Annotated in this window: 23 protein-coding genes and 2 tRNA genes; 14 read left to right on the top strand and 11 right to left on the bottom strand. The window is 43.3% G+C overall.

Annotated features, from left to right (window positions below; translation table 11 throughout):
• Positions 1 to 83 precede the first annotated feature (83 nt).
• From E0H88_RS04845 to E0H88_RS04835, 3 genes are all read left to right on the top strand, one after another.
• Positions 84 to 1,076, top strand: a complete 993-nt coding sequence (locus tag E0H88_RS04845; RefSeq protein WP_131273299.1) for an NAD(P)H-quinone oxidoreductase — start codon at positions 84 to 86, stop codon at positions 1,074 to 1,076.
• A 242-nt stretch (positions 1,077 to 1,318) separates the two neighbouring features.
• Positions 1,319 to 1,516, top strand: coding sequence for a hypothetical protein (locus E0H88_RS04840; RefSeq protein ID WP_131273298.1), 198 nt, complete (start codon positions 1,319 to 1,321; stop codon positions 1,514 to 1,516).
• Positions 1,517 to 1,654: 138 nt separating this feature from the next.
• Positions 1,655 to 2,560 (top strand): helix-turn-helix transcriptional regulator, encoded by a 906-nt coding sequence (locus E0H88_RS04835; RefSeq protein WP_131273297.1) that lies wholly within the window; start codon positions 1,655 to 1,657, stop codon positions 2,558 to 2,560.
• A gap of 111 nt (positions 2,561 to 2,671) precedes the next feature.
• On the opposite strand, the gene E0H88_RS04830 is transcribed toward E0H88_RS04835, so the two are convergent.
• A tRNA-Leu gene (locus E0H88_RS04830) sits at positions 2,672 to 2,757 on the bottom strand.
• A 10-nt stretch (positions 2,758 to 2,767) separates the two neighbouring features.
• Positions 2,768 to 2,841 (bottom strand) — tRNA-Cys (locus E0H88_RS04825).
• Positions 2,842 to 2,994: 153 nt separating this feature from the next.
• Between E0H88_RS04825 and folD the strand changes: the two genes are divergently transcribed.
• Both folD and E0H88_RS04815 read left to right on the top strand, forming a co-directional pair.
• A complete protein-coding gene (gene folD, locus E0H88_RS04820) occupies positions 2,995 to 3,843 on the top strand; it encodes a bifunctional methylenetetrahydrofolate dehydrogenase/methenyltetrahydrofolate cyclohydrolase FolD (protein WP_131273296.1) in 849 nt (282 codons plus the stop codon).
• Between the two features lie 244 nt (positions 3,844 to 4,087).
• Complete coding sequence (locus E0H88_RS04815; RefSeq protein ID WP_131273295.1) at positions 4,088 to 4,756, top strand: class I SAM-dependent methyltransferase; 669 nt, start codon at positions 4,088 to 4,090, stop codon at positions 4,754 to 4,756.
• A gap of 32 nt (positions 4,757 to 4,788) precedes the next feature.
• Here the strand turns inward: E0H88_RS04815 and E0H88_RS04810 are convergent, their stop codons facing one another.
• Together E0H88_RS04810 and E0H88_RS04805 are read right to left on the bottom strand one after the other, a co-directional pair.
• Positions 4,789 to 5,217, bottom strand: a complete 429-nt coding sequence (locus tag E0H88_RS04810) for a hypothetical protein (protein WP_131273294.1) — start codon at positions 5,215 to 5,217, stop codon at positions 4,789 to 4,791.
• A 352-nt stretch (positions 5,218 to 5,569) separates the two neighbouring features.
• Positions 5,570 to 6,877, bottom strand: a complete 1,308-nt coding sequence (locus tag E0H88_RS04805; protein ID WP_131273293.1) for an MFS transporter — start codon at positions 6,875 to 6,877, stop codon at positions 5,570 to 5,572.
• 303 nt (positions 6,878 to 7,180) lie between these two features.
• On the opposite strand from E0H88_RS04805, the gene glpD reads away from it, so the two are divergent.
• A complete protein-coding gene (gene glpD, locus E0H88_RS04800; RefSeq protein ID WP_131273292.1) occupies positions 7,181 to 8,701 on the top strand; it encodes a glycerol-3-phosphate dehydrogenase in 1,521 nt (506 codons plus the stop codon).
• 91 nt (positions 8,702 to 8,792) lie between these two features.
• Here glpD and E0H88_RS04795 read toward each other — a convergent pair whose 3' ends face one another.
• Positions 8,793 to 9,158, bottom strand: a complete 366-nt coding sequence (locus E0H88_RS04795; protein WP_131273291.1) for a hypothetical protein — start codon at positions 9,156 to 9,158, stop codon at positions 8,793 to 8,795.
• Positions 9,159 to 9,260: 102 nt separating this feature from the next.
• Positions 9,261 to 11,093 (bottom strand): phosphoenolpyruvate carboxykinase (GTP), encoded by a 1,833-nt coding sequence (locus E0H88_RS04790; RefSeq protein WP_092819959.1) that lies wholly within the window; start codon positions 11,091 to 11,093, stop codon positions 9,261 to 9,263.
• A 417-nt stretch (positions 11,094 to 11,510) separates the two neighbouring features.
• Here E0H88_RS04790 and E0H88_RS04785 point away from each other — a divergent pair, with 417 nt between their 5' ends.
• From E0H88_RS04785 to groL, 4 genes are all read left to right on the top strand, one after another.
• The gene (locus tag E0H88_RS04785) at positions 11,511 to 12,449 is read left to right on the top strand and encodes a diacylglycerol/lipid kinase family protein (RefSeq protein WP_131273290.1); all 939 of its coding nucleotides are present in this window, start codon (positions 11,511 to 11,513) and stop codon (positions 12,447 to 12,449) included.
• The gene (locus tag E0H88_RS04780) at positions 12,430 to 13,203 is read left to right on the top strand and encodes a metallophosphoesterase family protein (RefSeq protein WP_131273289.1); all 774 of its coding nucleotides are present in this window, start codon (positions 12,430 to 12,432) and stop codon (positions 13,201 to 13,203) included. The genes E0H88_RS04785 and E0H88_RS04780 overlap by 20 nt, the downstream gene beginning before the upstream one ends.
• Positions 13,204 to 13,385: 182 nt before the next feature.
• Complete coding sequence (locus E0H88_RS04775; protein WP_016167026.1) at positions 13,386 to 13,676, top strand: co-chaperone GroES; 291 nt, start codon at positions 13,386 to 13,388, stop codon at positions 13,674 to 13,676.
• A gap of 70 nt (positions 13,677 to 13,746) precedes the next feature.
• On the top strand, positions 13,747 to 15,381 hold the full coding sequence (gene groL / locus E0H88_RS04770; protein WP_092819956.1) for a chaperonin GroEL: 1,635 nt from the start codon (positions 13,747 to 13,749) through the stop codon (positions 15,379 to 15,381).
• Between the two features lie 302 nt (positions 15,382 to 15,683).
• On the opposite strand, the gene E0H88_RS04765 is transcribed toward groL, so the two are convergent.
• Positions 15,684 to 16,178 (bottom strand): copper resistance protein NlpE, encoded by a 495-nt coding sequence (locus E0H88_RS04765; RefSeq protein WP_252151987.1) that lies wholly within the window; start codon positions 16,176 to 16,178, stop codon positions 15,684 to 15,686.
• A gap of 299 nt (positions 16,179 to 16,477) precedes the next feature.
• Between E0H88_RS04765 and E0H88_RS04760 the strand changes: the two genes are divergently transcribed.
• Positions 16,478 to 17,065, top strand: a complete 588-nt coding sequence (locus E0H88_RS04760; protein WP_131273287.1) for a 1-acyl-sn-glycerol-3-phosphate acyltransferase — start codon at positions 16,478 to 16,480, stop codon at positions 17,063 to 17,065.
• A gap of 119 nt (positions 17,066 to 17,184) precedes the next feature.
• Here the strand turns inward: E0H88_RS04760 and E0H88_RS04755 are convergent, their stop codons facing one another.
• Positions 17,185 to 17,514, bottom strand: coding sequence for a hypothetical protein (locus E0H88_RS04755; RefSeq protein ID WP_131273286.1), 330 nt, complete (start codon positions 17,512 to 17,514; stop codon positions 17,185 to 17,187).
• 189 nt (positions 17,515 to 17,703) lie between these two features.
• Positions 17,704 to 18,438 (bottom strand): sulfite exporter TauE/SafE family protein, encoded by a 735-nt coding sequence (locus E0H88_RS04750; protein ID WP_131273323.1) that lies wholly within the window; start codon positions 18,436 to 18,438, stop codon positions 17,704 to 17,706.
• A 242-nt stretch (positions 18,439 to 18,680) separates the two neighbouring features.
• On the opposite strand from E0H88_RS04750, the gene E0H88_RS04745 reads away from it, so the two are divergent.
• On the top strand, positions 18,681 to 18,887 hold the full coding sequence (locus E0H88_RS04745) for a hypothetical protein (RefSeq protein ID WP_131273285.1): 207 nt from the start codon (positions 18,681 to 18,683) through the stop codon (positions 18,885 to 18,887).
• Positions 18,888 to 18,969: 82 nt separating this feature from the next.
• Here E0H88_RS04745 and rsmD read toward each other — a convergent pair whose 3' ends face one another.
• The gene (gene rsmD / locus E0H88_RS04740; RefSeq protein WP_131273284.1) at positions 18,970 to 19,527 is read right to left on the bottom strand and encodes a 16S rRNA (guanine(966)-N(2))-methyltransferase RsmD; all 558 of its coding nucleotides are present in this window, start codon (positions 19,525 to 19,527) and stop codon (positions 18,970 to 18,972) included.
• Positions 19,528 to 19,530: 3 nt separating this feature from the next.
• Entirely contained in the window at positions 19,531 to 21,552 is a 2,022-nt protein-coding gene (gene mrdA / locus E0H88_RS04735; RefSeq protein ID WP_131273283.1) for a penicillin-binding protein 2, read from the bottom strand.
• 238 nt (positions 21,553 to 21,790) lie between these two features.
• On the opposite strand from mrdA, the gene E0H88_RS04730 reads away from it, so the two are divergent.
• Entirely contained in the window at positions 21,791 to 22,309 is a 519-nt protein-coding gene (locus tag E0H88_RS04730) for a hypothetical protein (RefSeq protein ID WP_092819997.1), read from the top strand.
• Between the two features lie 64 nt (positions 22,310 to 22,373).
• Positions 22,374 to 23,690, top strand: a complete 1,317-nt coding sequence (locus tag E0H88_RS04725) for a DUF445 domain-containing protein (RefSeq protein WP_092819949.1) — start codon at positions 22,374 to 22,376, stop codon at positions 23,688 to 23,690.
• Positions 23,691 to 23,704 lie beyond the last annotated feature (14 nt).

The following is a 23,704-nucleotide window of genomic DNA, read 5'->3' as shown; positions in this document are numbered from 1 at the left end:
TCCACGGTTATTCATTCCCGGCTATTTCTATGTTCAAATAGGGCGGTAAATTTAAAAAGCAATGAATAGATCAGGAATAAACTATGTCACAAGCGACAATGCAACAAGTCATTATTACAGAACCGGGCGGCGTGGATAAACTCGCTTACGAAACTGTTGCAGTACCTGAAGCTAAAGCAGATGAAGTCTTGGTAAAAGTACATGCCTTTGGTATTAACCGTCCAGATATCTTGCAGCGTCAGGGTCTATATCCAATGCCTAAAGGGGTAACGCCTGTACCGGGTCTGGAAGTGGCCGGTGAAGTGGTGGCCGTGGGTAGTGGTGTTAGCCAGTTTAAGGTTGGCGATAAGGTTTGCGGCCTGACCAATGGCGGCGGCTATGCGGAATATTGTGTGGTGCCTGAAAGCCAAACCTTGGCAATTCCTGAAGGCGTAAGCTTTACTCAGGCAGCGGCGATTCCTGAAACTTTCTTTACTGTATGGGCCAACGTATTCCAGATGGGTAAAGCCAAAGCAGGGGAAACGGTACTGGTGCATGGTGGAACCAGCGGAATTGGAACCACTGCTTTAATGCTGTGTAAATCGCTTGGAATCAAAACTTTTGCCACCGTGGGTAGCGATGAAAAAGTTGCGGCCATTTCAGATTTAACCCATGCCATCAATTATAAGACTCAAGACTTTGAGCAAGTCATTAATGAAGCTACTGACAATGGCGGTGTCGATGTGATTCTGGATATGGTCGGTGCGCCATATCTGGAAAAAAACCTGAATCTGCTGCGTCGTGACGGTCGTCTGGTCTATATCGCTTTCTTGGGTGGGGCAAAAGCCAAAGAGGTCAAACTCGGTCAAATCATGATGAAGCGCCTGACCATTACTGGTTCAACCATGCGTGCACGTAATACTGCTGAAAAGGCTGAAATTGCTCAAGGCTTAAAGGAGCAGGTTGCTCCGCTGTGGGCAAAAGGCGAATGCTTGCCAATGATCTACAAAACTTTCAAGTTTGACCAGATTCAGGATGCACATGCGGTGATGGATACCGGTGAGCATGTCGGTAAAGTTGTAGTGGAAATCATCTAACGATTCCAGCTTTAAATAAAATAAAAGCCAACAGATGTTGGCTTTTATTTTGCATGTAATAAAAAATGATAACTAATTTAAATTAATGAATAGAAAAAAGGTCATAAAGTTTAAAAAATGGTAAAAAAATGTCGATTACTCGACACAACCTGTCAGAACCAGGAGGTAAATTAAGTTTTAAGATAATCCGACTAAATTGATTGGTTTTAATTGAAACGTCATGTAATAAAAGGAAGAATATTATGAAAATAGTCTCAGCTCCTTATACATCTGAACATGGCTTACGTGCCTTGAAAAGATTGCATAAAGCCATTATTTGCAATCAGGTATTGCCTTCTAATCTGCATCAGTTTTATAAAGCCATGCTACATCTGGAGCGTTATGTCGAACGCCTGAATGGTAAAGGCAAAAAAAGCCGTCGGATACGTTTGGCTAAATAACCTTTTAAAGCAGCCATATTAGCCTTAAGTCGGAGAAAATACTCAGAAACACGTTTTTAATTGACGCTATAATTTTTTCATAATTGAATAATTTTACGCATTTTAAGCGTTGTGCTGCAAAGCACAAAGAGGGGTTTTATGAAGGGTCATCCTTCAACACATGAGCGTCTTGCAGAACGTTTGGCCCGTATACTGACAAAGCTTAATGTAGGGCATCAACTGAGCGTGCACGAATTGGCGCTTGAGTTTCGGGTCAGTAGCAGAACCATAGAGCGTGATTTTGATCGTTTAAATTCTTATCTTCCACTTATTCAAGATACTAAAACCAAAAAATTTTACCTGGATTCTTCCTATTTTGGGCGCTTTAAATTACAGGATATTCAAAATTTTGCCCAGTTGTCTGGCATTCAGAATCTTTATCCCTCTTTAGATATCTCCTTTTTAAGGGAACTGTTCGACAATCGGTCCAATCCGGTTTTTTCTGCCAAAGGCTACAATTTTGAAGATAACACCCAGTATGCTGAACATTTCAAGGTGCTCACTGCCAGTATTCAAAAAAGACAGCAAATTGCTTTGCTTTACAGAGGCCAAATACGGGTTGTAAAACCCTATCGATTAATTCATCACATGGGCAACTGGTATTTGGCGGCTGTACGCAAACAGGAACTGCGCGTTTACCGTCTGGGGCGTATTGAGAAAATTATCTGTAGCCATCGGCTTTCAGCGTTTGAACATGATCAGACTGTCTTGCAGCAATTGGAAGATGATGAAGGCATCTGGTTTCAGTACGAAAAACAGGAAGTGGTTTTATCGGTACACCCCGAGGCTTCGATTTATTTTAAGCAACGCCGGATTTTTCCAGAACAGGCGATTCTAGATGAATCGGAAACAGAAGGACTATTGATGAGTTGTCAGATTCGGCATCAGAAAGAATTGAACCCGCTGGTACGTTACTGGATTCCTTATGTGAAAATAATAAAGCCAGCACATTTGCAGCAAGAGCTGGAAGCTAGCCTGCAGGGTTATTTACAGAATCATCATTAACAAAGAAATGAAAGAGCGTGAAATAAGAGAGGGGCCTGGCAGAAATTTCAGGCATAAAAAAACCAGCTTAATGCTGGGTTCTTTATTTACACCATCTTAGTAGGCTAAGAATGGTGCCCGAGGCCAGACTCGAACTGGCACGCTTTGTGGGCGGGGGATTTTAAATCCCCTGTGTCTACCGATTTCACCACTCGGGCTTAACAAGATTGGAGGCGGAGGTCGGAATCGAACCGGCGTACACGGAGTTGCAGTCCGCTGCATGACCACTCTGCCACCCCGCCATCTCTTGTTGCTGCGTATATTATCAAGCCCTGAAAAAAAAACAATAGTAGATTTATGCAGATGTGCAGAAAAGCAGCATATAACGGAAAATATTTAAAATATTCATGTAGAATGTGCGAAATTGATTCATATCAACATTTGGGAGAAGTGCCGTGGCATTAGTATTAGATGGTCGTGCATTGGCAAAGCAAATTGAGGCTGATTTGTTAACTCGCGTAGAAGCGTTAAAAGCAAAATCAGGTCGTACTCCAATCCTTGCGACTATTTTGGTGGGTGATGATGGTGCATCTGCAACTTACGTTCGTATGAAAGGGAATGCCTGCCGCCGTGTTGGTATGGATTCACTCAAAGTTGAGCTTCCAAAGGAAACCACAACTGAACAGTTGCTTGCGGAAATTGAAAAATTAAACACGAACCCAGATGTTCACGGTATTCTTTTACAGCATCCGGTACCTGCGCAAATTGATGAGCGTGCATGTTTTGATGCCATTTCACTGGCGAAAGACGTTGACGGTGTAACTTGCCTGGGCTATGGCCGTATGGCAATGGGTGAAGCGGCTTATGGTTCTGCAACGCCTGCAGGCATCATGACCATTCTGAAAGAAAACAACATTGAAATTGCAGGTAAACATGCCGTTGTTGTAGGCCGTTCTGCCATTTTGGGTAAACCGATGGCTGCAATGCTGCTTGAAGCCAATGCAACAGTCACGATTTGCCATTCACGTACCCAAGACCTTGCAAGCTTTGTAAAACAGGCAGACATTATTGTAGGCGCTGTTGGTAAAGCTGAATTGATTCAAAAAGACTGGATCAAACCAGGTGCAGTGGTTGTAGATGCCGGTTTCCACCCACGTGATGGCGGTGGTGTCGGTGACATTCAACTGGTTGGGATCGAAGAAATCGCTTCTGCTTATACACCAGTTCCGGGTGGTGTAGGTCCAATGACCATTACCACTTTGATTCGTCAAACGGTTGAAGCTGCTGAGAAGGCTTTGGGTTAATAAATTGACCTCTCCCTGACCCTCTCTTGCGCTTCGATTTAAAAGCAATGCTTTAAATCTTGCTCAGGAGAGGGGAAATTCATTGTAAAAATAATGGATACTCCTTCTCTTGCGCCGTATACGGCTCAGGGAGAAGGTTGGGATGAGGGAAGAAGTCTCAGGAATTTAGACCTCTCCATAACCCTCTCCTAAAAGGAGGCGGAATATCTTCAAATTTTTTCAAATTAAAACGAATAAAAATCCAATGAGCTGTACTTTTCAATTTCCAAAAGCCCCAGAACATCTTATTCAAGCCTTACATGAGGTGATCCCCGGTTGTGACTTGATGGCACAGCAATTGCCTGAAACCCCCATTTCTTTATGGCTGATTCCACCTGTATTTCCAACAGACAAACTGGATGACGAAGTGATTCGCCGGATCTGGAATAATACGCCGTACTGGATCTTCTGCTGGGCTTCTGGACTTGCTATGGCGCAGTGGCTTCTTGCTGAACCGCATCATGTGAAAGACAAGGTGGTTCTGGATTTTGGTGCAGGGTCGGGCGTGGTGGCGATTGCGGCGAAAATGGCAGGCGCGAAGCGGGTAATCTGCTGTGATATTGATCAGGTTAGTTTGGATGCCTGTCGCGCCAATGCAGCATTGAATAATGTAGAACTTGAATATCTGGATGATTTATATAAAGCAGAACAGGTGGATGTCCTCTTGGCCGCAGATGTGCTGTATGACCAATGTAACCGCTTTTTCCTGGATGAATTCCTGAAATTTGCACCTGAGGTATGGGTAGCAGACAGTCGGGTGAAAAACTTTAGTCATCCAAATTATCAAAAGCTGGATGAGCGCAGTGCGACCACCTGGCCGGACCTGGATGAAGCAAAGGAATTTCGTAATGTCAGTTTTTATAAGACGCTATAAACAGCGTCTTATTTCTATCTAGCCTGTAAATTTTAAGAGCAGGTATAACGCACCACACTTAAGGTACTTGGACGCGCCTCCAACGACTGGCGAGTCGCCATATTTTCACTGTTATATAGATCTGGGGTATTGCTGAGACTTATGCTGGTGCGACTTTGACCCAATTGACGGCCATAGTGTGGTGTTTGTATTTCCGGATTGGCAATTTCACTAATGCTCAGGATCGTTAATTTATATTGTTTATTTAGGCCTAATACTTTTTGGCAGGCACGTTGTAATTTCTGTTCATCAACTTTCTGGTTTTGGCGAATAGCCAGAGTATAAGCCAAGGTTGTGCTATCCGTTGACTTGCTTTCAATCTGATAGCCGACATTACCGTTGTATTGGCGCGGAGTACTTTGACAGGCAGCCAGTCCAAGCGCAATCAAACCCAAACCCAACAATTTATAGCTCTTGTTCATCTTCAAAAGTTCCCGGCGTTATTATTCTATTCAGTATGCCATAAGCCCGATTTTTTAACGATCTTACCGTGCTTATATCTCATAAAAAAGCTTTCCAAATGTGACCATCCTAGGCTTAGAAGTGGATGATTCAACCGGGTTAAATCGAATTAATCATCACTTGTCTGACACTGCATACTAGGGGAGTAGCCATATGAATATAAAGATTGTGGCAAGGATCATTTTAGTCGACTTAAATTGAAAGAATATACTTTTGGGCTTTTATTGCGCATGCACTACTTATTTTATTTAAGCGTACAGATAAATCAAAAAAGCCTTTCAATAAAGAAAGGCTTTTTTGATTGGTTTTGGACTAATGTTCCTTAATTTCGGAATGGTGTTTGGTATCTTTCATAAAGATATAAACCAGCAACGAGATAAAGATTAAAATCGTGACATAAATAAAGAACCAGGACTCATGTCCGGCTTCCTTAAAACTTAAGGCAAAAAATTCGGCTGTACCGCCAAACAGGGTATTGGCGAGGGCATAGGGCAGTGCAACGCCTAAGGCACGGATATGGGCCGGGAATAATTCGGCTTTGACGACTGCATTAATGGAGGTATAGCCAGTTACAATAACCAGGCCTGCCAGGCAGAGCCAAAATGCTGCCCAGTAGTCATGCGTCTGACCTAGACGATCAAATATAAAATAGGTAAATAAAACGCCTAAGACCCCAAAAGCAATCATGAGCGGTTTACGTCCAATTTTATCTGACAAAGCACCGGCTAAAGGTTGTATACACATGAAAATGAACAGCGCCAGAGTCGTAATTTGTGTGGCTGCAGGTTTGCTAAATCCGGAAGTATTCACCAAGTATTTTTGCAAGTAGGTGGTATAGCTATAAAAAGCAACCGTACCTCCAGCGGTTAAAAATAAAACCGTAAAGGCTTGTTTAGGATAATGTTTAAATAAAGCAAACATGCCAGATTCAGGCTGAGTTTTATCTTTTTGAGCATTTTTAAAAGATTGCGTTTCAAGCAATCCACGACGGATATAGAACACCACAATGGCGAGACAAGCTCCAATAAAGAAGGGAATACGCCAGCCCCAGTCATGCAGCTGTTCTTCAGTGAGGACGAACTGCAAAATCAGCAATACGCAGAGTGCAGTCAGCTGACCGGCAATCAGGGTCACATACTGAAAGCTTGAGAAAAAGCCGCGCCGGTTTCTTTCAGCCATTTCACTTAAATAGGTGGCGCTGGCGCCGTATTCACCACCGACACTTAAGCCCTGGATGAGCCGGGCAACTACTAAAATAATAGGCGCGAATATGCCAATTTGATCATGGGTTGGGGAAACAGCAATCATCAGAGAGCCAATACACATCAAGGTCACAGAAAGGGTAAGCCCGGATTTGCGTCCTTTTTTATCCGAGTAAATACCCATAATCCAGGCACCAATCGGTCGCATTAAAAAGCCGACTGCGAAAATGGCGGCTGCCTGAAGTAATTGCGCTGTCTGGCTGCCTTTGGGGAAGAAGGCATGGGCAAAATATAAGGTAAAAGCAGCATAGACATACCAGTCATACCATTCCACCAGGTTGCCTGCCGAACCGCCAAGAATAGATTTGACCCGTGTTTTGGTGTCTAAATTTACTTGAGAAACGTTTTGTTCAATCATCTGCACAAGTCCATTTTGCTATTGTTTTTCTGATGTTAAACCCATTATTAAAGTGGAATAAGCCTATGATTCTTTCAGTTTTGTATGAGAAATGTGCAAAATTTACAGTGTAAAAAGAAAGTATATAAATAAGCAGTGGGATCAAGTTTTGGGGGAGTTGATAAAAATAAACACGCTGTCCATTTTGTCTTCATGGAAGTGAACGACAATTATTCGGTGTCCTTTCACTTTAAATAGTGTTAAGTTTCTTGGAACAACAGGAAATTTAAGTTTACTGTTCGAACAGGACTAGAGGAGGTGGACATGCAAGTGAGTCATCCGGTCTATGATGTAGCGGTGATTGGTGGTGGCATCAATGGCGTAGGTATTGCGGTTGATGCTGCAGGACGGGGTTTATCCGTTTTTTTATGTGAAAAGGATGATCTCGCCAGCCATACTTCCTCTGCCAGCAGTAAGTTGATTCATGGCGGTTTGCGTTATCTTGAATATAAAGAATTCCGCCTGGTACATGAAGCTTTGCTGGAGCGGGAAATCCTGCTAGCCAAAGCGCCGCATATCATTCGTCCCTTACGTTTTATCATGCCGCATCAGCCGCATTTACGTCCCGCTTGGCTGATATGGACCGGTTTATTTATTTATGATCACTTGGGCAAGCGGAAAAAATTAGCTGCTTCTCGGCATATTCATTTTGATCCGGCCAGCAGTCCTTTAAAAGATGAAATGACGCAGGGTTTTGAGTATTCGGATTGTACTGTGGATGATGCGCGCTTGGTGGTTTTAAATGCCATGCAGGCCCATGAGCTGGGCGCTAAAATTGCCACACAAACTCATTGTACCGCTGCTTACCGTGAAAATGGCGTGTGGAACATCCATCTGGAACATGCACAGGGTAGTTATCAGGTGCAGGCAAAAGCACTGGTTAACGCTACTGGGCCTTGGGTGTTCCAGTTTATTGAGCACAATTTAAAACAGCAATCACCACATGGTTTACGTCTTGTCCAAGGCAGTCATATTATCGTGCCTAGAATTTATGAAGGCGATAAAGCGTTCATTCTGCAAAATGATGATCACCGTATTGTATTTGCCATTCCTTATCTGGAGCAATACACCTTAATTGGTACCACAGATCATGAATATCAGGGCAACCTGGATCAGGTCAAAATCACCTCGCAGGAGGTGGACTATTTGCTGAATGTTTATAATGATCATTTTAAACATCAGCTGACGGTAGAGGATATTTTATATACCTATTCAGGTGTGCGCTCTTTGTGTGATGACGAGTCAGATAATCCATCGGCGATTACCCGAGATTACACTTTGGCGATATCGCCTACGCAGGAAAATGATGCCCCCTTACTTTCGGTCTTTGGTGGCAAGCTCACTACCTATCGAAAACTGGCAGAATCGGCAATGGCGCATTTGGCACCGACATTCCCGGACATGAATAAATCCTGGACCGAGACGGCATGTTTGCCGGGTGCGGAAAACCTGGTTTCGGTGGAGCTGTTAATGCAGCAGCTTATGCAAGGCATTGATCAGGTTTCTTTGTCATTGGCTTCGCGCTGGGCACATGCTTATGGCTCACGGGTGTGGAATTTTTTAAAGAATATTTCAACGACAAGTGAATTGGGTGAAGATTTTGGTCATGGACTGTTTGCTAGAGAGGTCGACTATCTGGTCGATCAGGAATGGGCAAGAACCAGTGAAGATATTTTATGGCGCAGAACCAAACTCGGCTTTCAATTTAGTGCTGATGAAATACAGCAATTAGATCAATATCTTTTGAAGTTGCTGCTGAAAAGATCAAGCGATACGGCTGCTTAAACCTGTCAATAAAAAAGACCGCCTGAGCGGTCTTTTGGATGTAGCAAGTCGTAGTTTTTATCTTGACTGAAGTCCCAGCTCTGGGCTGTGCTTAAATTTCAACGCCGCCGAGTTCTTTACAATTTACTGGCGTATTCCATTTCACTGCAGTTCCCCAAACCACTGGGCGTACAATACGCCAAGGCCAGAAACCGAATCTCTGGCTGGCATTGTAGTTAATGACCACATTGCCACCGACTTGATGGGCACGTTCTGCAAAACGTGAATACAGCTCTTCTACACTGCCATAAGTTCCCTTAGCCACTTTAATGCGCTTTTTGATCTGAAACTGGCTAGAGTCTGGCGTACCTTTGATTGCACAAATGTGTAAGGCAGGTTGTTCTGCAGTTTCAGGTTTGGCCATCACTAAAGTAGACAGGCCAAACAGGCAAGCGCTAAGTGTAAGCATTTTTAACATGAATTTTCCCCTTTTATGGTTGTTGTTAAGTTATAAAATCTTTTTATTAAACAAACGGTTGAAAAAAGACCGCACGTGCGGCCTTTTTTCAATATCTACTGATTAAGCAGATTTTTTTACAGCTTCTAAAAGCTCGTTTTGACGTGCTTTAAGTGCAGCTGGTAAGCGCTCACCAAGTTTGTTGAACAATTCAGTGTGGCTTTCAAGTTCTTTGATCCATTGATCTTTGTCTTGAGAAGTGACAAGCTCGAATTGTTCTTTAGTGAAGTCAGAACCAGTCCAGTTCAGCTGTTCGTAAGTTGGAACGCGACCGATTGGTGTGTCAACTGCTGTTGCACGACCTTCACAACGGTCAATAATCCACTCAAGAACACGCATGTTTTGACCGAAGCCAGGCCATACGAAGTTGCCTTCAGCATCACGACGGAACCAGTTCACGTTGTAGATACCAGGCAGCTTGTTGCCGGCAGCAGCAGCTTTCTCGCCAACTTTTTCACCCATTTCTAACCAGTGAGCGAAGTAGTCAGCCATGTTGTAACCTGCGAATGGAAGCATTGCGAATGGATCGCGACGTACCACACCTTGTTGGCCTACAGCAGCGGCAGTTGTTTCAGAACCCATGGTTGCAGCTTTATATACGCCATCAACCCAGTCGAATGCTTCAGAAACTAAAGGCACTGTATCTGCACGGCGACCACCGAAGATGAACGCAGAAATTGGAACACCTGCCGGATTTTCCCAGTCAGCATCAATAGAAGGACATTGACCCGCAGCAACGGTGAAACGAGCATTTGGATGTGCTGCTTTCTCTGCGCCAGTGTGTGGTTGACCTTTCCAGTTGGTCAGGTTAGCAGGAGCTTCTTTAGTCAGACCTTCCCACCATACTTCACCGTTGTCAGTTACAGCAACGTTGGTATAGATAACATCTTTCGCTAATGTCGCCATACAGTTCGGGTTGGTCTTGGTATTTGTACCAGGCGCTACACCGAAGAAACCAGCTTCAGGGTTGATGGCATATAAGCGACCGTCTTCACCCGGTTTAATCCAGGCAATATCGTCACCTACAGTTTCAATTTTCCAGCCTTCGTAACCTGCTGGTGGAATCAACATTGCAAAGTTGGTTTTACCACAAGCAGAAGGGAATGCAGCAGCGATGTAATGTTTTTCGCCTTGTGGATTGGTCACGCCAAGGATCAGCATGTGTTCAGCTAACCAGCCTTGTTGACGGCCCATCGAAGAAGCGATACGTAAAGCCAGGCATTTTTTACCAAGCAATGCGTTACCGCCGTAGCCAGAACCGAATGACCAGATTTCACGGGTTTCTGGGTAATGCACGATGTATTTTTCTGGGTTGCATGGCCAAGCAACGTCTTTTTGACCTTCTTCAAGCGGCGCGCCAACAGTGTGTACACATGGAACGAATTCGCCATCAGTACCCAGTACTTCATAAACCGCTTTACCCATACGAGCCATTTTGGCCATGCTGACTGCAACGTAAGGAGAGTCAGTGATTTCAATACCGATGTGGGCAATATGAGAACCTAAAGGACCCATAGAGAAAGGAACCACGTACATAGTACGGCCTTTCATTGAACCGTCAAACAAACCGTTCAGGCGAGCGCGCATTTCGGCAGGCGCTTCCCAGTTGTTTGTCGCACCTGCGTCTTCTTTTTTTTCTGAACAGATAAATGTGCGACCTTCAACACGAGCAACGTCAGAAGGATCAGAATTTGCCAAGTAAGAACCAGGATGTTTTTCTTGGTTCAGCGCTTGCATAGTGCCGTTAGCGATCATCAAGTCAATAAGACGTTGATATTCTTCTGCGCTACCGTCACACCATTCAATTTTTGCCGGTTTTGTTAATTTAGCAATCTCTTCCACCCATGCAATAAGCTTAGGGTGACGAACGAATTCTGGTGCGTTCACTTGGGTCATGGTGAGGCCTATCTCAAATATGTACGATTCAAATGTACAAAGTACAATCCGGACAATGGGATACATCGCCCGGAAGAAAATATAAAAAAAAAGTGGCTGTATTAAAGCATAAAATCGTGAAAAAAATAAGACTAAAGAAGTAGCTGAAATAGATTGGAATATTATATGTTTCTATTTTTATGTAATAAAAAACAACATGTTATGATGTGGTGTGTTTATTAATTAATCCATTTATTAACTTTATGGGTATAATTTATTTAAATTATGTTTTTTAAAAACAATTACTTAGTTTGGTTATTTGGGTGGCAATTGTTATTGATTTAATAAATGGTGGTAATTCGAATTTTACATAAAGATGCTTTCAATTGTCGATAATTTGGACAAAATTAGAGCAATTACTTCAAAGAAGTATGGAAAATGTCAGTTTCTGCCAAGCCTTTATCGCTTATCTATAATGAAAAATCGGGATTTCATGCAGCCAATAAAGATGAAATCTATGAACAGCTTATGACAAATTTAACAGCCTATGGCTATGAAATTCAGGCTTTTGAAATCAGTGCAGAAGCAGATTTTAACAGTTTTATGGACAAAATAATCGAACGTCATCAACAGACCGAAGAAATTGGTGTTGTGGTGGCTGCGGGTGGGGACGGCACACTCAATACGGTGGCAACCAAACTGATCGGTACCGAGATTCCCATGGGAGTTTTTCCCCTGGGAACCTTTAATTATGTTGCCCGTCTACTGCATATTCCGCTGGATTTGCTCAAAGCGGCCGATGTTATAGCGACCGGGAAGATCCGTGAAGTCCATGTGGCGCAAATCAATGATCATATCTATTTGAACAACGCCAGTTTGGGGCTTTATCCTTTATTCATACAAAGGCGTGAACTCTATAACCGGCGTTTTGGGCGTTTTGCTCTACATGCCTATACTTCAGCGCTGGATGTGCTGATTCGTGATCGCAAAGAGCTGAAACTTGAAGTGGAAATTGACGGTAAAAAATATCCCGTCAAAACGCCGCTGATTTTTTTTGGTAATAATCAGCTGCAACTTGCAGAGATGAATTTACGCATTGCCAAATGTGCTGAATTGGGAAAGGTCGTGGGGGTGATAGTGGCGAAAAGCGATAAACCCACCTTGTTTAAAATCTTATGGCAATTGATCCGCGGCAAGCTTGATCATACGCCCGAGGTATATAGCTTTTCCGCCGACAAGGTGCAAATACATTCCAAAGCCAAGAAACTGACCCTGGCACTGGATGGTGAGATTGTGGAAATGCAGCCTCCGCTTCAGATTTCCGTACGCAAGCATGCATTGAAAATAATGGTTCCTTATGATTCTACATCTGTCTGATTTGCATTTTGGTACGGAAAAACCGGCCTGTATGGCAGCAATTCGCCTATTTTGTCAGCAACATCCTTTAGAGGCTGTGGTGGTCAGCGGGGATTTAACCCAGCGCGCCCGTTACAAGCAGTTTTATGACTGCAAACAGTTTGTGGAAAGTTTAAATCTGCCTTACCTGGTGGTACCGGGTAATCATGATATTCCCCTATACCATGTCTGGAACCGGATATTCAGTCCTTTTACCCGCTATAAAATTTTCTTTGGCCATATGGAAACGGTACTGGAAACCAAGCATTTTTATCTCATTGGCGTGAATAGTATTCGGCGGCGCTATCACACTCGCGGGCATATTTCCCTGGAGCAAATTCAGCAAATTGATCAAAGGCTGATGATGGCTCCCAGGCATAAACTCAAACTGATTGTTGCGCACCAGCCATTTTATACGCCTCCAGATAATCCGCATGGCATCAAGGACTGTCCAATGCTGGGGCGTATGGCTTTAGAATCGTGGAGTCAAAGTGGTTTAAATGGCCTGTTGCATGGTCATCTGCATCAGTCGGCTGTATATGACCTGAACCAGATTTACCATTTGGGGGCAGACCATTCGGTGCTGGACATTCATGCGGGAACTGCAATTTCCTACCGTTTGCATCGTGGCTTGCCTAACAGTTTGAATCTGATTTATTCCAATGGCGATGTGGAGCATTATTATTTTAACAATCAGCAAAAACAATTTGTATTAAAAGAAGAAAATGCCGATTAAATGAAGAAATATCGGATTTGAATAAAAAAAATACAAAAAACAGCAATTTTTTTTTGCTTGCCCCTTGAAGCGTTTTTTTCCATCCCCACAAAAGTGTCATCGAAATTATTTGATGATGACCGATGGAATAACAAAGTCATCATTACTTCACTAATAAAAGACTTAGTCTGATGGAGTTTCCAATGAGCAACATTCGTCCATTACATGATCGCGTAGTTATTCGTCGTGTTGAAGAAGAAACTAAAACTGCTGGCGGTATTTTGCTTCCAGGTTCTGCTGCTGAAAAACCGGCTCAAGGTGAAATCATTGCAGTAGGCAATGGCCAGATTACTGACAACGGTGTGCGTGCTTTAGATGTAAAAGTTGGCGACAAAGTATTGTTTGGTACTTATGCAGGTACAACGGTAAAAGTACAAGGCGAAGAACTTCTTATTATGAAAGAGTCTGACATTTTAGCTGTGCTTGAAGGTTAATCCTGAGCCGGAAAATTCAGACCTGATTATTTATTCAGCTTATTGAAAATTAAAATATTTGGAGTAAACCATGTCAGCTAAAGACGTAAAATTTGGTGATTCAGCCCGCGCTAAAATGATTGCAGGTGTAAACGTACTTGCAGATGCGGTAAAAGTGACTTTAGGTCCTAAAGGCCGTAACGTTGTGATCGACCGTTCTTTCGGTGCACCACACATCACTAAAGATGGTGTAACTGTAGCGAAAGAAATTTCACTGGCAGACAAATTTGAGAACATGGGTGCGCAACTGGTTCGTGAAGTATCTTCAAAAACCAATGACATCGCAGGTGACGGTACTACAACTGCAACTGTATTGGCTCAAGCAATCCTGAACGAAGGGATCAAGTCAGTGACTGCGGGTATGAACCCGATGGACTTGAAACGCGGTATCGACCTTGCGGTAAAAGCTGTAGTTGAAAACATTAAAGCTACTGCAAAACCTGCTTCTGATACTAAAGCCATTGAACAAGTGGGTTCAATCTCTGCCAACTCTGATGAAACAGTGGGTAAACTGATTGCGCAAGCTATGGAACGCGTGGGCAAAGAAGGCGTAATCACGGTTGAAGAGGGTTCAGGCTTCGAAGATGCTTTAGACGTAGTTGAAGGTATGCAGTTTGACCGCGGTTATATCAGCCCGTACTTTGCCAACAAGCAAGATACGTTAACAGCTGAACTTGAAAATCCGTTTATCCTTCTGGTGGATAAAAAAATCAGCAATATCCGTGAATTGATTACTGTACTTGAAGCGGTTGCAAAAACTGGTAAACCGCTTCTTATTATTGCTGAAGATGTTGAAGGTGAAGCGTTGGCAACTCTAGTTGTGAACAACATGCGTGGCATCATTAAAGTATGTGCGGTGAAAGCACCTGGTTTCGGTGACCGTCGTAAAGCAATGCTGCAAGATATCGCAATCTTGACTGGTGCGACTGTGATCTCTGAAGAAGTGGGCATGTCTTTAGAGCAAGCGACACTTCAAGACTTAGGTACTGCACATAAAATCACGGTTTCTAAAGAAAACACCGTGATTGTGGATGGTGCTGGCGATGCGAACCAGATTGCTGAACGTGTTCAACAAATCCGCGCGCAAATTGAAGAATCGACTTCTGAATATGACAAAGAAAAACTTCAAGAACGCGTTGCTAAATTGGCTGGCGGTGTTGCAGTCATCAAAATTGGTGCAGCAACTGAAGTTGAAATGAAAGAGAAAAAAGACCGTGTAGACGATGCGCTTCATGCAACTCGCGCTGCGGTTGAAGAAGGTGTTGTTGCTGGTGGTGGTGTTGCACTGGTACGTGCTGCTAAAGCACTTGAAGGTGTGACAGGTGGAAATGATGACCAGAATGTAGGTATCAACATTTTACGTCGTGCGATTGAAGCGCCACTTCGTCAAATCGTAGCGAATGCGGGCGACGAACCATCTGTAGTCATCAATGCTGTGAAAAATGGCGAAGGCAACTTCGGTTATAACGCTGCAACTGGTGAATATGGCGATATGCTTGAGATGGGTATTCTTGACCCTGCAAAAGTAACCCGTTCTGCACTTGAACATGCTGCATCTGTAGCTGCTTTAATGCTAACCACTGAATGCATGATCACAGATATCCCTGAAGATAAACCTGCTATGCCTGATATGGGCGGCATGGGTGGAATGGGCGGTATGATGTAATTCATACTGATCATTTGATCTTAAAAATCCCCGCAAAAGCGGGGATTTTTTATTCACTTTCTATTCAATTGATGAATAAAAGTTCGAGTTCATCCTGATCATATACGTCAAAGCTGAAATTTCTTAAACCATCAACAAAAGCCAGGTATTCTGATATATCTATCTGTAGTTATAGATGCGGATTGAGTCATGAATGTCATTCCATCGCGTATAAGTTTCTGATTCTCTATCTTCATTTGCATATTTGTCGTTTTCAATTTTCAAGCTTTTTAAGTGCCTAAAGACAAAGGTTCAAATAGAAACTATTTAAGATCTTTTTGTAATTTATAATTCATCTTGGAATCAATGGCTTTTCCAGACTTTATATCACGTGCTTCAACAAAGTTTTCACCGACAAAAAATTTACGATTTTCTCCCGCTTGGTCCAGGCTAATCATGGAGGGTTGATTTGCATCAAAGCTAAACCTTCCTTTTACCTTGAATTCATTGTCTTTTCCTTTACCCAAGTATTCCTGGGTCAATTCATAGGTTTTATCTGCCTTTAATTCCAGTTCGGTTTCAATACCTTCGCAGTCGGCGCAGGGTAAAACCCCTTTATATTCACCAGGCCAATCCAGGGATGTTTCTGCCGTATCGCTTATAGCTGAGGTGGGTTGATCTGTGGTGGCGGCTGATGGGGTGGTTTGAGTCATGGGCTGATCAGGTGCTGTATTGCTGTCATGAGTGTCGGTTTTGGGTTTGCTGCACCCAGCTAAAGCCAGAATCGTTAATGACAGGATGAATATTATTTTTTTCACGATATTGTCCTTTTGGCCCATATAGCTTTAAAAAAATACGTAAAAATGCAGATTAATTAAATGTTCATCTTGTTATGGCTTTGTTATATCTATTTTGTATGGATTTGAATAGGCAACTTGGGTGTAAGCTTGCCAAGCTAAAATTTCGGCAAAAATAAAACGGCAACTTTACCTATTTTATTTGAACTCTAAAGTTATACATTTATATATTAATTGATTATTTATTGGCCATATTGCACTTTTATATTTCAGCCACCTTGTTAAAATCTGCGCACTTTATATAGGTGTCGGTGCGGCAAGTGTTTGAAAAATTAGCTGAACAAAGTTTAAAAATGATGGGCTGGGAAATCGATAATCATTGGCCACTTGACTTGGATCAATGTGTCATGATTGCTGCACCGCACACCAGCAACTGGGATGCCTTATATGCACGTCTGGCACTCAAGGCCTTAGGCGTCAACGTTCGTATTACCATTAAAGACAGTTATATGAAATTTCCTTTTGGTCCATTTGTACGTGCCATGGGCGGAATCGGGATTGACCGCACAGCCAAGAAAGAGGGAGAACCACGTCCAAGCATGGTGCAAGTGATGTCGGATTTATTTAAAACCCATCCAAAACTGGTGATGCTGGTCACACCGGAAGCGACGCGTGCCAAACAGGAACAATGGAAAACCGGTTTCTACCATGTGGCGATCAATGCAGGGGTGCCCATTGCATTGGCTTATATGGATTATGCCAAGAAGAAAACCGGGGTGGGTAAAATTGTTTATCCTATGGGCGACTATGAAAAAGATATGGCTGAAATTATGGCTTTTTATGCACAAATTCATGCCAAATTTCCAGAACAGTTTAGCGTGGATACACGTTATTACCCTGAAACCTAACTGAAAAACCGAGTTCATTGTCATTTTTTAAGCGAAGCCAAGAGATGCAGATAGAAAATCTTGGCTCGCTGCATATGAGGGATCAGTAAGTATTGAGTTTGACTTTTTACTTAAAAAAATTATTGATTTTGTGCCGGACTAATCCCGCCTAAATGCTGGCAAGCTTCCTGATAAATATAATATTGTTCCTCAATGACTTCTGTTAAGGGCAGATTAAATAAATCCTCTCCATCTTTATAGCTCTGGATATAAGATTCGGCTTTTTGGCGGCTAGAGGCAAGTGTCTGTTCATGATAAGAGGTAATCGAACTATGCGCCATTTGTGCACTTTCAATTTTATTGCACTGAAAATCTGCAAGCATTTTTTCTGCATGTTTAAGCTCGCGAGAAGTGCCGAGAGAGCAGCCAGAGAGTAGAATTATTCCTGCTAATAAAATCAAGGTTCTCATTTCTAGGAAAATTGATGGTGGGATTAAGTTATTGTATAAAGTTTTCCTGCCGATAAATTTGATCTGTCCGACTGATTGGGCATTTTTTGTTTAAATGAGATTTATGGGGCGTTTGATCAGTCGTTATGGATCAATAGACCTGCAATATCTCAACATATGTAAATGATTTGTGTAAACCAGAAATCAACCTTACAACAGTGTATTGAAAATCAGGAAGCCACCGGAAGCAAATAAAAGGCTTAAAACTATATGCTTAAATTGGGTTTCCGAGATTTTATAAAATAATTTTGCCCCTAGAATGGCGGGAAAACTGACGCTGATCAGCAAAATTGTCATATAAGGCCAGAGCTGGATGTCAAGCGTGCCTTGCAGTAAATAGGCTAGTAGCGTAAACAGCTGAATGCCAAAATTAAAGTGTCGTAAAACGTAACGCTGTTGCTGTTTGGATAGATTTTTCAGCATGACCCAGGCAGATGGCAATGAACCGCAAAAACCGCCTAAACCACCCAAAATTCCGCCGAGAAATCCTATCAGGCTATCTGCCAGTTTTCCCGACTGTTGCAGCCGTGGGAATGCCGGACTGAAAAACATCACCGGGCACCACAACAGCAAAAAAATGCCTAAAACCACTTTAAAGGTTTCGGGCTGAATAATATGCAGCAAATAGGTGCCTAAAGGTACGCCAATCAGCCCGGCAATCAAATAAGGCAATACCAGGTTTTTGTTCAGATGTGGATGCTTCTGTTCATTGGACAATGAAATGATATGGCTCCATACCGAAGCAAAGACCACCAGGGGCGCAGCAATTTGCGGAGGAAGCGCCCACACCCAGAATGACATGGCGATTAAGGCAAAGGCAAAGCCGGTCAGTCCCTGCACAAAACCTGCGACCATGGCCCCAACAATAAATAACAACCAGGTCATAGAAATAGGTACAGATGAAAAGTCAGTAGTATTCAAAACATGAGCCAAAAAACCAAGCCTCTATTTAGCAGTATTTCTGCAAATCTAAGGAGAACTTCGTATAACGCCGCTTCAGCTTTCATTACAGAAATTGTTCCTGTGAATAAAAAATACATAAATGGCTACAAGAATCTAACACGCAATCCTATCGCTCTTCATCAAACCCGCTAATACTGAGAATACGCCGTAAAGAGGTGACGAAAATGATGAAAAAAGTGCTCTTGCTTTCTGTATTGGCAGTGTCTTTAACTGGCTGTGTCCTAGATCCTTATGATGACGATTATGATGGTCATCGAGACCGTAACGGACACTATGACCGACACCATCATGGTGACCGGGACTGGGACAACAAAGACCGTCGGGACTGGGATCATGATAGAGATGACCGGGACTGGCGTTATGGTCGTTGATTAATCTATCACCGATCTTAAATTGACTGACTACATTTGACAAAAAAAGGATTCCATTCCGGAATCCTTTTTTTATTGTTAATCAGGAGGCATTTTTTTGATACAGTCCTGCACGGACTGTTCCCGCCTTGCTTTGTTTAATCTGTTGCCAGGAAATAGGGAGTTTAAGCTGATTTAACTCGCGATCGGCCTCTACATAGATAAATGCCCGGTCTTTAATCAGCGGGTCAGCAAGCTGGGCCAGTTCTTCCCATAAATCCAGACTATAAGGCGGATCTAAAAAAACCAGATCAAAGGACTGTTTCAGGGTAGGTAAGATTTGCTGTGCCGTGGCGACTTTCAGTTTGGCATGTTGGCTGGTCACTTTCAGCAACTGCAAATTATCTGTCAAAAAAGCAGCTTGTGCACGGTTCGGTTCAATCATTAACACCTGTGCTGCACCGCGGGATAAAGCTTCAAAACTTAAGGCGCCTGAGCCGGCACAGATATCGAGAACCTGTGCATTTTGAATATCCCACATCAGCCAGTTAAACAAAGTTTCACGGACACGGTCGGGGGTAGGGCGTAAGCCTTCAATACTGGCAAAAGGAAGCTGACGGCGTTTCCATTCACCACCAATAATACGGAGTTGATTTTTCATAGATCATTCACCTTCAGCTTCTGCGGGTTGTGCACCTGAGGCAGCTTGTGGAACCTGCTGTGGCGCTGCTGTTGCACTGGTCTGAGTATTGTTCGCCGTGCCTGCGGGTACCGTGCCACTTGGCAATTCACCAGGTTTGATGCCGGCAGTCATTAAGCCGCCACTAATTTGATGCGCTGCCGGACGGATTGGATTCTTTTTACGGGTATATAACCAGTAATCAAACATAGGGCGGGCCAGCTGAGCTGCGGAGCCCCCGTGTTTACCATTTTCCCAAACGACCGCAATCGCAATTTCAGGATTTTCTGCCGGGGCAAAACCGACAAATAAACCGTGGTCAAGTTGACGCTCGGTTAATAATGCTTCGTTGTATTTTTTGCCCTGGGCAATACTCTTGACCTGTGCGGTTCCGGTTTTTCCTGCAATGTGATACAGCGGGGTACGGATGCCACGTCCTGTACCAGATTCGATGACATCAACCATGGCATCGCGCATTTTAATCCAGTCTTCCGGTTTGCCGTTAAACTGGATTTTGCCATCAGGTGCATTACGCATGTGAAAAGGTTTGGCGCCGTGACTTTCACGCAGTACATGCGGGGTAATATGCGCACCCTGATTTGCCGTAATTGCGGTCGCCATGGCCAGCTGTAGCGGCGTTGCAGTAAAGGCACCTTGTCCGATACTGACTGAAATGGTTTCACCTTTTAGCCATTTGCTCTTACGGGTCCGCATTTTCCAGTCCGGGTTTGGATACAAACCGGTACTTTCACTCGGTAAATCGACGCCAGTTTTTTCACTAAAGCCAAATTGGCGCATCCAAGCATTCATTTTTTCAATGCCCATGCGGTAGGCCAAAATATAATAATAGGTATCACAAGAAACCACTTGAGCTTTATGCAGATTGACCGTGCCATGACCTGATTTGCGCCAATCACGGAATTTATGCGAATCGCCGGGTAAAGAAAAATACCCGGGGTCTGAAATGGCGGTGTTCCAATCCACGATATTGTAATGCAGCCCACCTAAACCAAACATCGGTTTAATGGTTGAACCTGGAGGATAGGCCCCTTGCACAGCACGGTTATACAGCGGCTGGTCAAGGTCGTCCCGTAGCGCGCTATAGTCGGTATTGCTAATCCCGGTCACAAATAAATTCGGGTTAAAACTTGGACTGGAAACCAGGGCCAGAATTTCCCCTGTTTTCGGATTCAGCGCCACAATGGCACCACGACGACCCGCCAGCTGCTCGGTTGCTGTGACCTGCAAGCCATAGTCAATGGAAAGGTACAAGTCATTCCCGCGTACCGGCTCTTTACGACCTAAATTGCGTAATACGTTACCGTGAGCATCGGCTTCGACAGATTCATTGCCTGGCAAGCCATGCAACAGATCTTCATAAGATTTCTCCACCCCGATTTTACCAATCAGGTTGGTGCCGGCATATAAGTCTTTATCAATCGATTTTAATTCTTTGTCGTTAATACGCCCCACATAACCGATTACATGAGCAAACAGGTCGCCATGCGGATAATAGCGGGTCATTTGGGTTTCAATATTGACCCCGGGAAACTGAAATTTGACTTCGCTAAATTTGGCAATATCGGTTTCGTTTAAATTTAATTTGAGCGATACGCGTTCGGTTTTTTTAGAGGTCTTGATGCGGCTGCTAAAACGGTCAATATCTTCTTGCGTCAGGCTTAAAATGGGAGTGAGGCGCTTTACGGTGTCGTCAATGTCCTGCACATCGGCCCGAGACATGGTTGCAGAAAAGACCGGATAATTGTCTGCCAGCAAAATACCGTTACGGTCATAGATATAGCCGCGCGCAGGTGCCAAAGGCTGCAGGCGGATACGGTTCTGGTCTGAAGCCGTTGAAAATTCATTATAATGCACGATTTGCAGATAGGCATAACGGGCAACAAGCAGGAGCAGAAAGAAAGCCACGATCCCGATGGAGATAAAAACCCGATTGCGATAAATGCGCTTTTCTTGTTGAACATTTTTTAAAGGAAAGTGCTGCTTCATACGCGATCGACTTACATACAGGGGAGTGAAAAAATCTGGTGGCACATTCTAACGCAAGTCAGCATTTTTTGATATTTGTTCCGGTGAACTGGTGGACGGGTTTAGCTTAAACTTTGACTTTACAGACATTAAAATTGTAAAGTGAAGTATATAAGAGTTCTGATAATTCTGCTAAAGTCAAAATTCAAAAAAAAAGGACTGTATTAAAAAATAAAATTTAGGGACAACGATGAAAATAATCACAAAAGTGTATCCTTTGCTGGCTTTTTTTGCGCTGGCAAATATTGCTCATGCACAAGACAATCCATATTCACCTGAAGCGAAATTGACATCAGACAGTGCTAAAACATGGAATGTCGGGGTGGGATTTACCCAAAAGCTTCTTCATTTGAATGCAGAATGGGTGAATCCTTATGGCATCGCTTATGCAAAAGCGGGTGTGTTTTATAATGATGACTATAATGCCGGTGCTCAGGTCGGGTTTCGTTATCCTTACTATCTCACCGGAAAAGATAAAAACGGTTACTACGTGGGTGTCTATGCAGGACATATTGAAAGCAAACACATCAATAATGAATACGAAGCAAGACTGGGAGCCGGTGTAGATTTGGCCTATGTATTGCTTAGTAAAGAACGAATTAGCAGTTTTAGTATTGGTATCGGCGCTGGTGAAAAGATGACGGACCAATATGGCGAAGTGATTGCAGAAACAGAACCCATGCTACAATTTTCCTATACTCTAAGTGTCGGTATATAGTGAAAATAGTCAGTTTTTACAATTAAGTATTTTGTGATTAAAAAATTAAATATGGATATCGTGCATGTTTGAGTACGTCAACGAATTGTGGCAAACCTTCTTGAATCGCCCTGATTTCTGGGCAGTACTTAGCATCATTCCTGTGACAGCTTTTGTAACTTGGGCGCATGTGTGGATGGCGCTGAAAATGGTATTTTATCCCCTGACGTTTTGGGGATTCCATGTAGGTCCGCTGCCTGTGGGATGGCAGGGGATTGTGCCACGTAAAGCCGGTCGCATTTCAGGGATTATCACAGATAATACATTGTCGAAACTGGGTTCTTTACGTGAATTTCTGGATGCCATGGATCCTGAAGATATGGCACGGATCATCGGTGAGCAGGTCGGGTTTGAACTTGAACATCTGATTGATGAAATGATGATTGACCGTAATGCCGTACTATGGGAAAACTTGCCGTATTCGATTAAACGCCGTATTTATTCCCAAGCGCATAAACAGCTGCCAGGTATTTTAAGGGAACTGGTGACTGAGCTGACCATGAACGTCGAGTCACTTGTGGACATGCGTGAAATGGTGGTGCGCCAAATGGAAGGTGATCGCCGTTTAATGGTAAACATGTTTCTTAAGGTGGGGCGCAAAGAAATCAACTTTATCTGGCATATCAGTGCATTAATTGGAATGTTCTTCGGTATATTCCAGATGATTGTCTGGTTTGTGGTGCCTTGGCACTGGACGGTTCCTTTCTGGGCAGCGGTGTGGGGGTTTTTGACCAACTGGATTGCCATCTGGATGGTGTTTAATCCGCTGGAACCGCATTATATTCGCTATCCGCAGTTTTTTGCGCGCACCGAAAGCCGCCAGTTTCCTTGGATCAAACCGGTGATTCCACGTATTGGCACCTATAATATCCAGGGTGCCTTTATGAAACGTCAGGATGAAGTTTCCGATGTTTTTGCGCGAGTGGTCACAGAAGACCTGATTACGTTAAAATCCATTATGACCGAGATGATGTATGGTGGGAAGAAAGATAAAACTCGCCGTATCGTTAAACGCCATATCAACGAAATTATGGAAACTCCGATTGTTCGGACCTCTTTGCAGCTGTCTTTAGGACCAAAAGAGTATGCAAAACTCAAGACGGACTTGATCGATCGCTCGATTGAAATTACGATGGTGCCTGTATGCGACCCGGCCTTTAATGCGAGCCGTGCACAGAAAATCTATCAAATGTTTAGAGACCGTATTCGCGAGTTGACGCCAAGAGAGTTTCAGAATCTGTTACGTCCTGCCTTTCAGGAAGATGAATGGATTCTGATTGTCTTGGGTGGCGTAACCGGATTTATAGCGGGTACAATACATTTGTTTGTGGCTTTCTTATAATTAGATGCTGGACT

Source organism: Acinetobacter sp. ANC 4216 (assembly GCF_004331195.1).
Classification (GTDB): Bacteria; Pseudomonadota; Gammaproteobacteria; order Pseudomonadales; family Moraxellaceae; genus Acinetobacter; species Acinetobacter kookii.
The sequence above is the reverse complement of the archived record's forward strand: the minus strand, read 5'-3'. Positions and strand labels throughout refer to the sequence as shown.

What these genes read in the sequence shown, in the direction of transcription:
- E0H88_RS04845 (WP_131273299.1), top strand. Translation starts at nt 84, where the DNA reads ATGTCACAAGCGACAATGCAACAAGTCATTATTACAGAACCGGGCGGC.
- E0H88_RS04840 (WP_131273298.1), top strand. Translation starts at nt 1,319, where the DNA reads ATGAAAATAGTCTCAGCTCCTTATACATCTGAACATGGCTTACGTGCC.
- E0H88_RS04835 (WP_131273297.1), top strand. Translation starts at nt 1,655, where the DNA reads ATGAAGGGTCATCCTTCAACACATGAGCGTCTTGCAGAACGTTTGGCC.
- E0H88_RS04815 (WP_131273295.1), top strand. Translation starts at nt 4,088, where the DNA reads ATGAGCTGTACTTTTCAATTTCCAAAAGCCCCAGAACATCTTATTCAA.
- E0H88_RS04810 (WP_131273294.1), bottom strand. Translation starts at nt 5,217, where the DNA reads ATGAACAAGAGCTATAAATTGTTGGGTTTGGGTTTGATTGCGCTTGGA.
- E0H88_RS04805 (WP_131273293.1), bottom strand. Translation starts at nt 6,877, where the DNA reads ATGATTGAACAAAACGTTTCTCAAGTAAATTTAGACACCAAAACACGG.
- glpD (WP_131273292.1), top strand. Translation starts at nt 7,181, where the DNA reads ATGCAAGTGAGTCATCCGGTCTATGATGTAGCGGTGATTGGTGGTGGC.
- E0H88_RS04795 (WP_131273291.1), bottom strand. Translation starts at nt 9,158, where the DNA reads ATGTTAAAAATGCTTACACTTAGCGCTTGCCTGTTTGGCCTGTCTACT.
- E0H88_RS04790 (WP_092819959.1), bottom strand. Translation starts at nt 11,093, where the DNA reads ATGACCCAAGTGAACGCACCAGAATTCGTTCGTCACCCTAAGCTTATT.
- E0H88_RS04785 (WP_131273290.1), top strand. Translation starts at nt 11,511, where the DNA reads ATGTCAGTTTCTGCCAAGCCTTTATCGCTTATCTATAATGAAAAATCG.
- E0H88_RS04780 (WP_131273289.1), top strand. Translation starts at nt 12,430, where the DNA reads ATGATTCTACATCTGTCTGATTTGCATTTTGGTACGGAAAAACCGGCC.
- E0H88_RS04775 (WP_016167026.1), top strand. Translation starts at nt 13,386, where the DNA reads ATGAGCAACATTCGTCCATTACATGATCGCGTAGTTATTCGTCGTGTT.
- groL (WP_092819956.1), top strand. Translation starts at nt 13,747, where the DNA reads ATGTCAGCTAAAGACGTAAAATTTGGTGATTCAGCCCGCGCTAAAATG.
- E0H88_RS04755 (WP_131273286.1), bottom strand. Translation starts at nt 17,514, where the DNA reads ATGAGAACCTTGATTTTATTAGCAGGAATAATTCTACTCTCTGGCTGC.
- E0H88_RS04750 (WP_131273323.1), bottom strand. Translation starts at nt 18,438, where the DNA reads ATGACCTGGTTGTTATTTATTGTTGGGGCCATGGTCGCAGGTTTTGTG.
- E0H88_RS04745 (WP_131273285.1), top strand. Translation starts at nt 18,681, where the DNA reads ATGATGAAAAAAGTGCTCTTGCTTTCTGTATTGGCAGTGTCTTTAACT.
- rsmD (WP_131273284.1), bottom strand. Translation starts at nt 19,527, where the DNA reads ATGAAAAATCAACTCCGTATTATTGGTGGTGAATGGAAACGCCGTCAG.
- mrdA (WP_131273283.1), bottom strand. Translation starts at nt 21,552, where the DNA reads ATGAAGCAGCACTTTCCTTTAAAAAATGTTCAACAAGAAAAGCGCATT.
- E0H88_RS04725 (WP_092819949.1), top strand. Translation starts at nt 22,374, where the DNA reads ATGTTTGAGTACGTCAACGAATTGTGGCAAACCTTCTTGAATCGCCCT.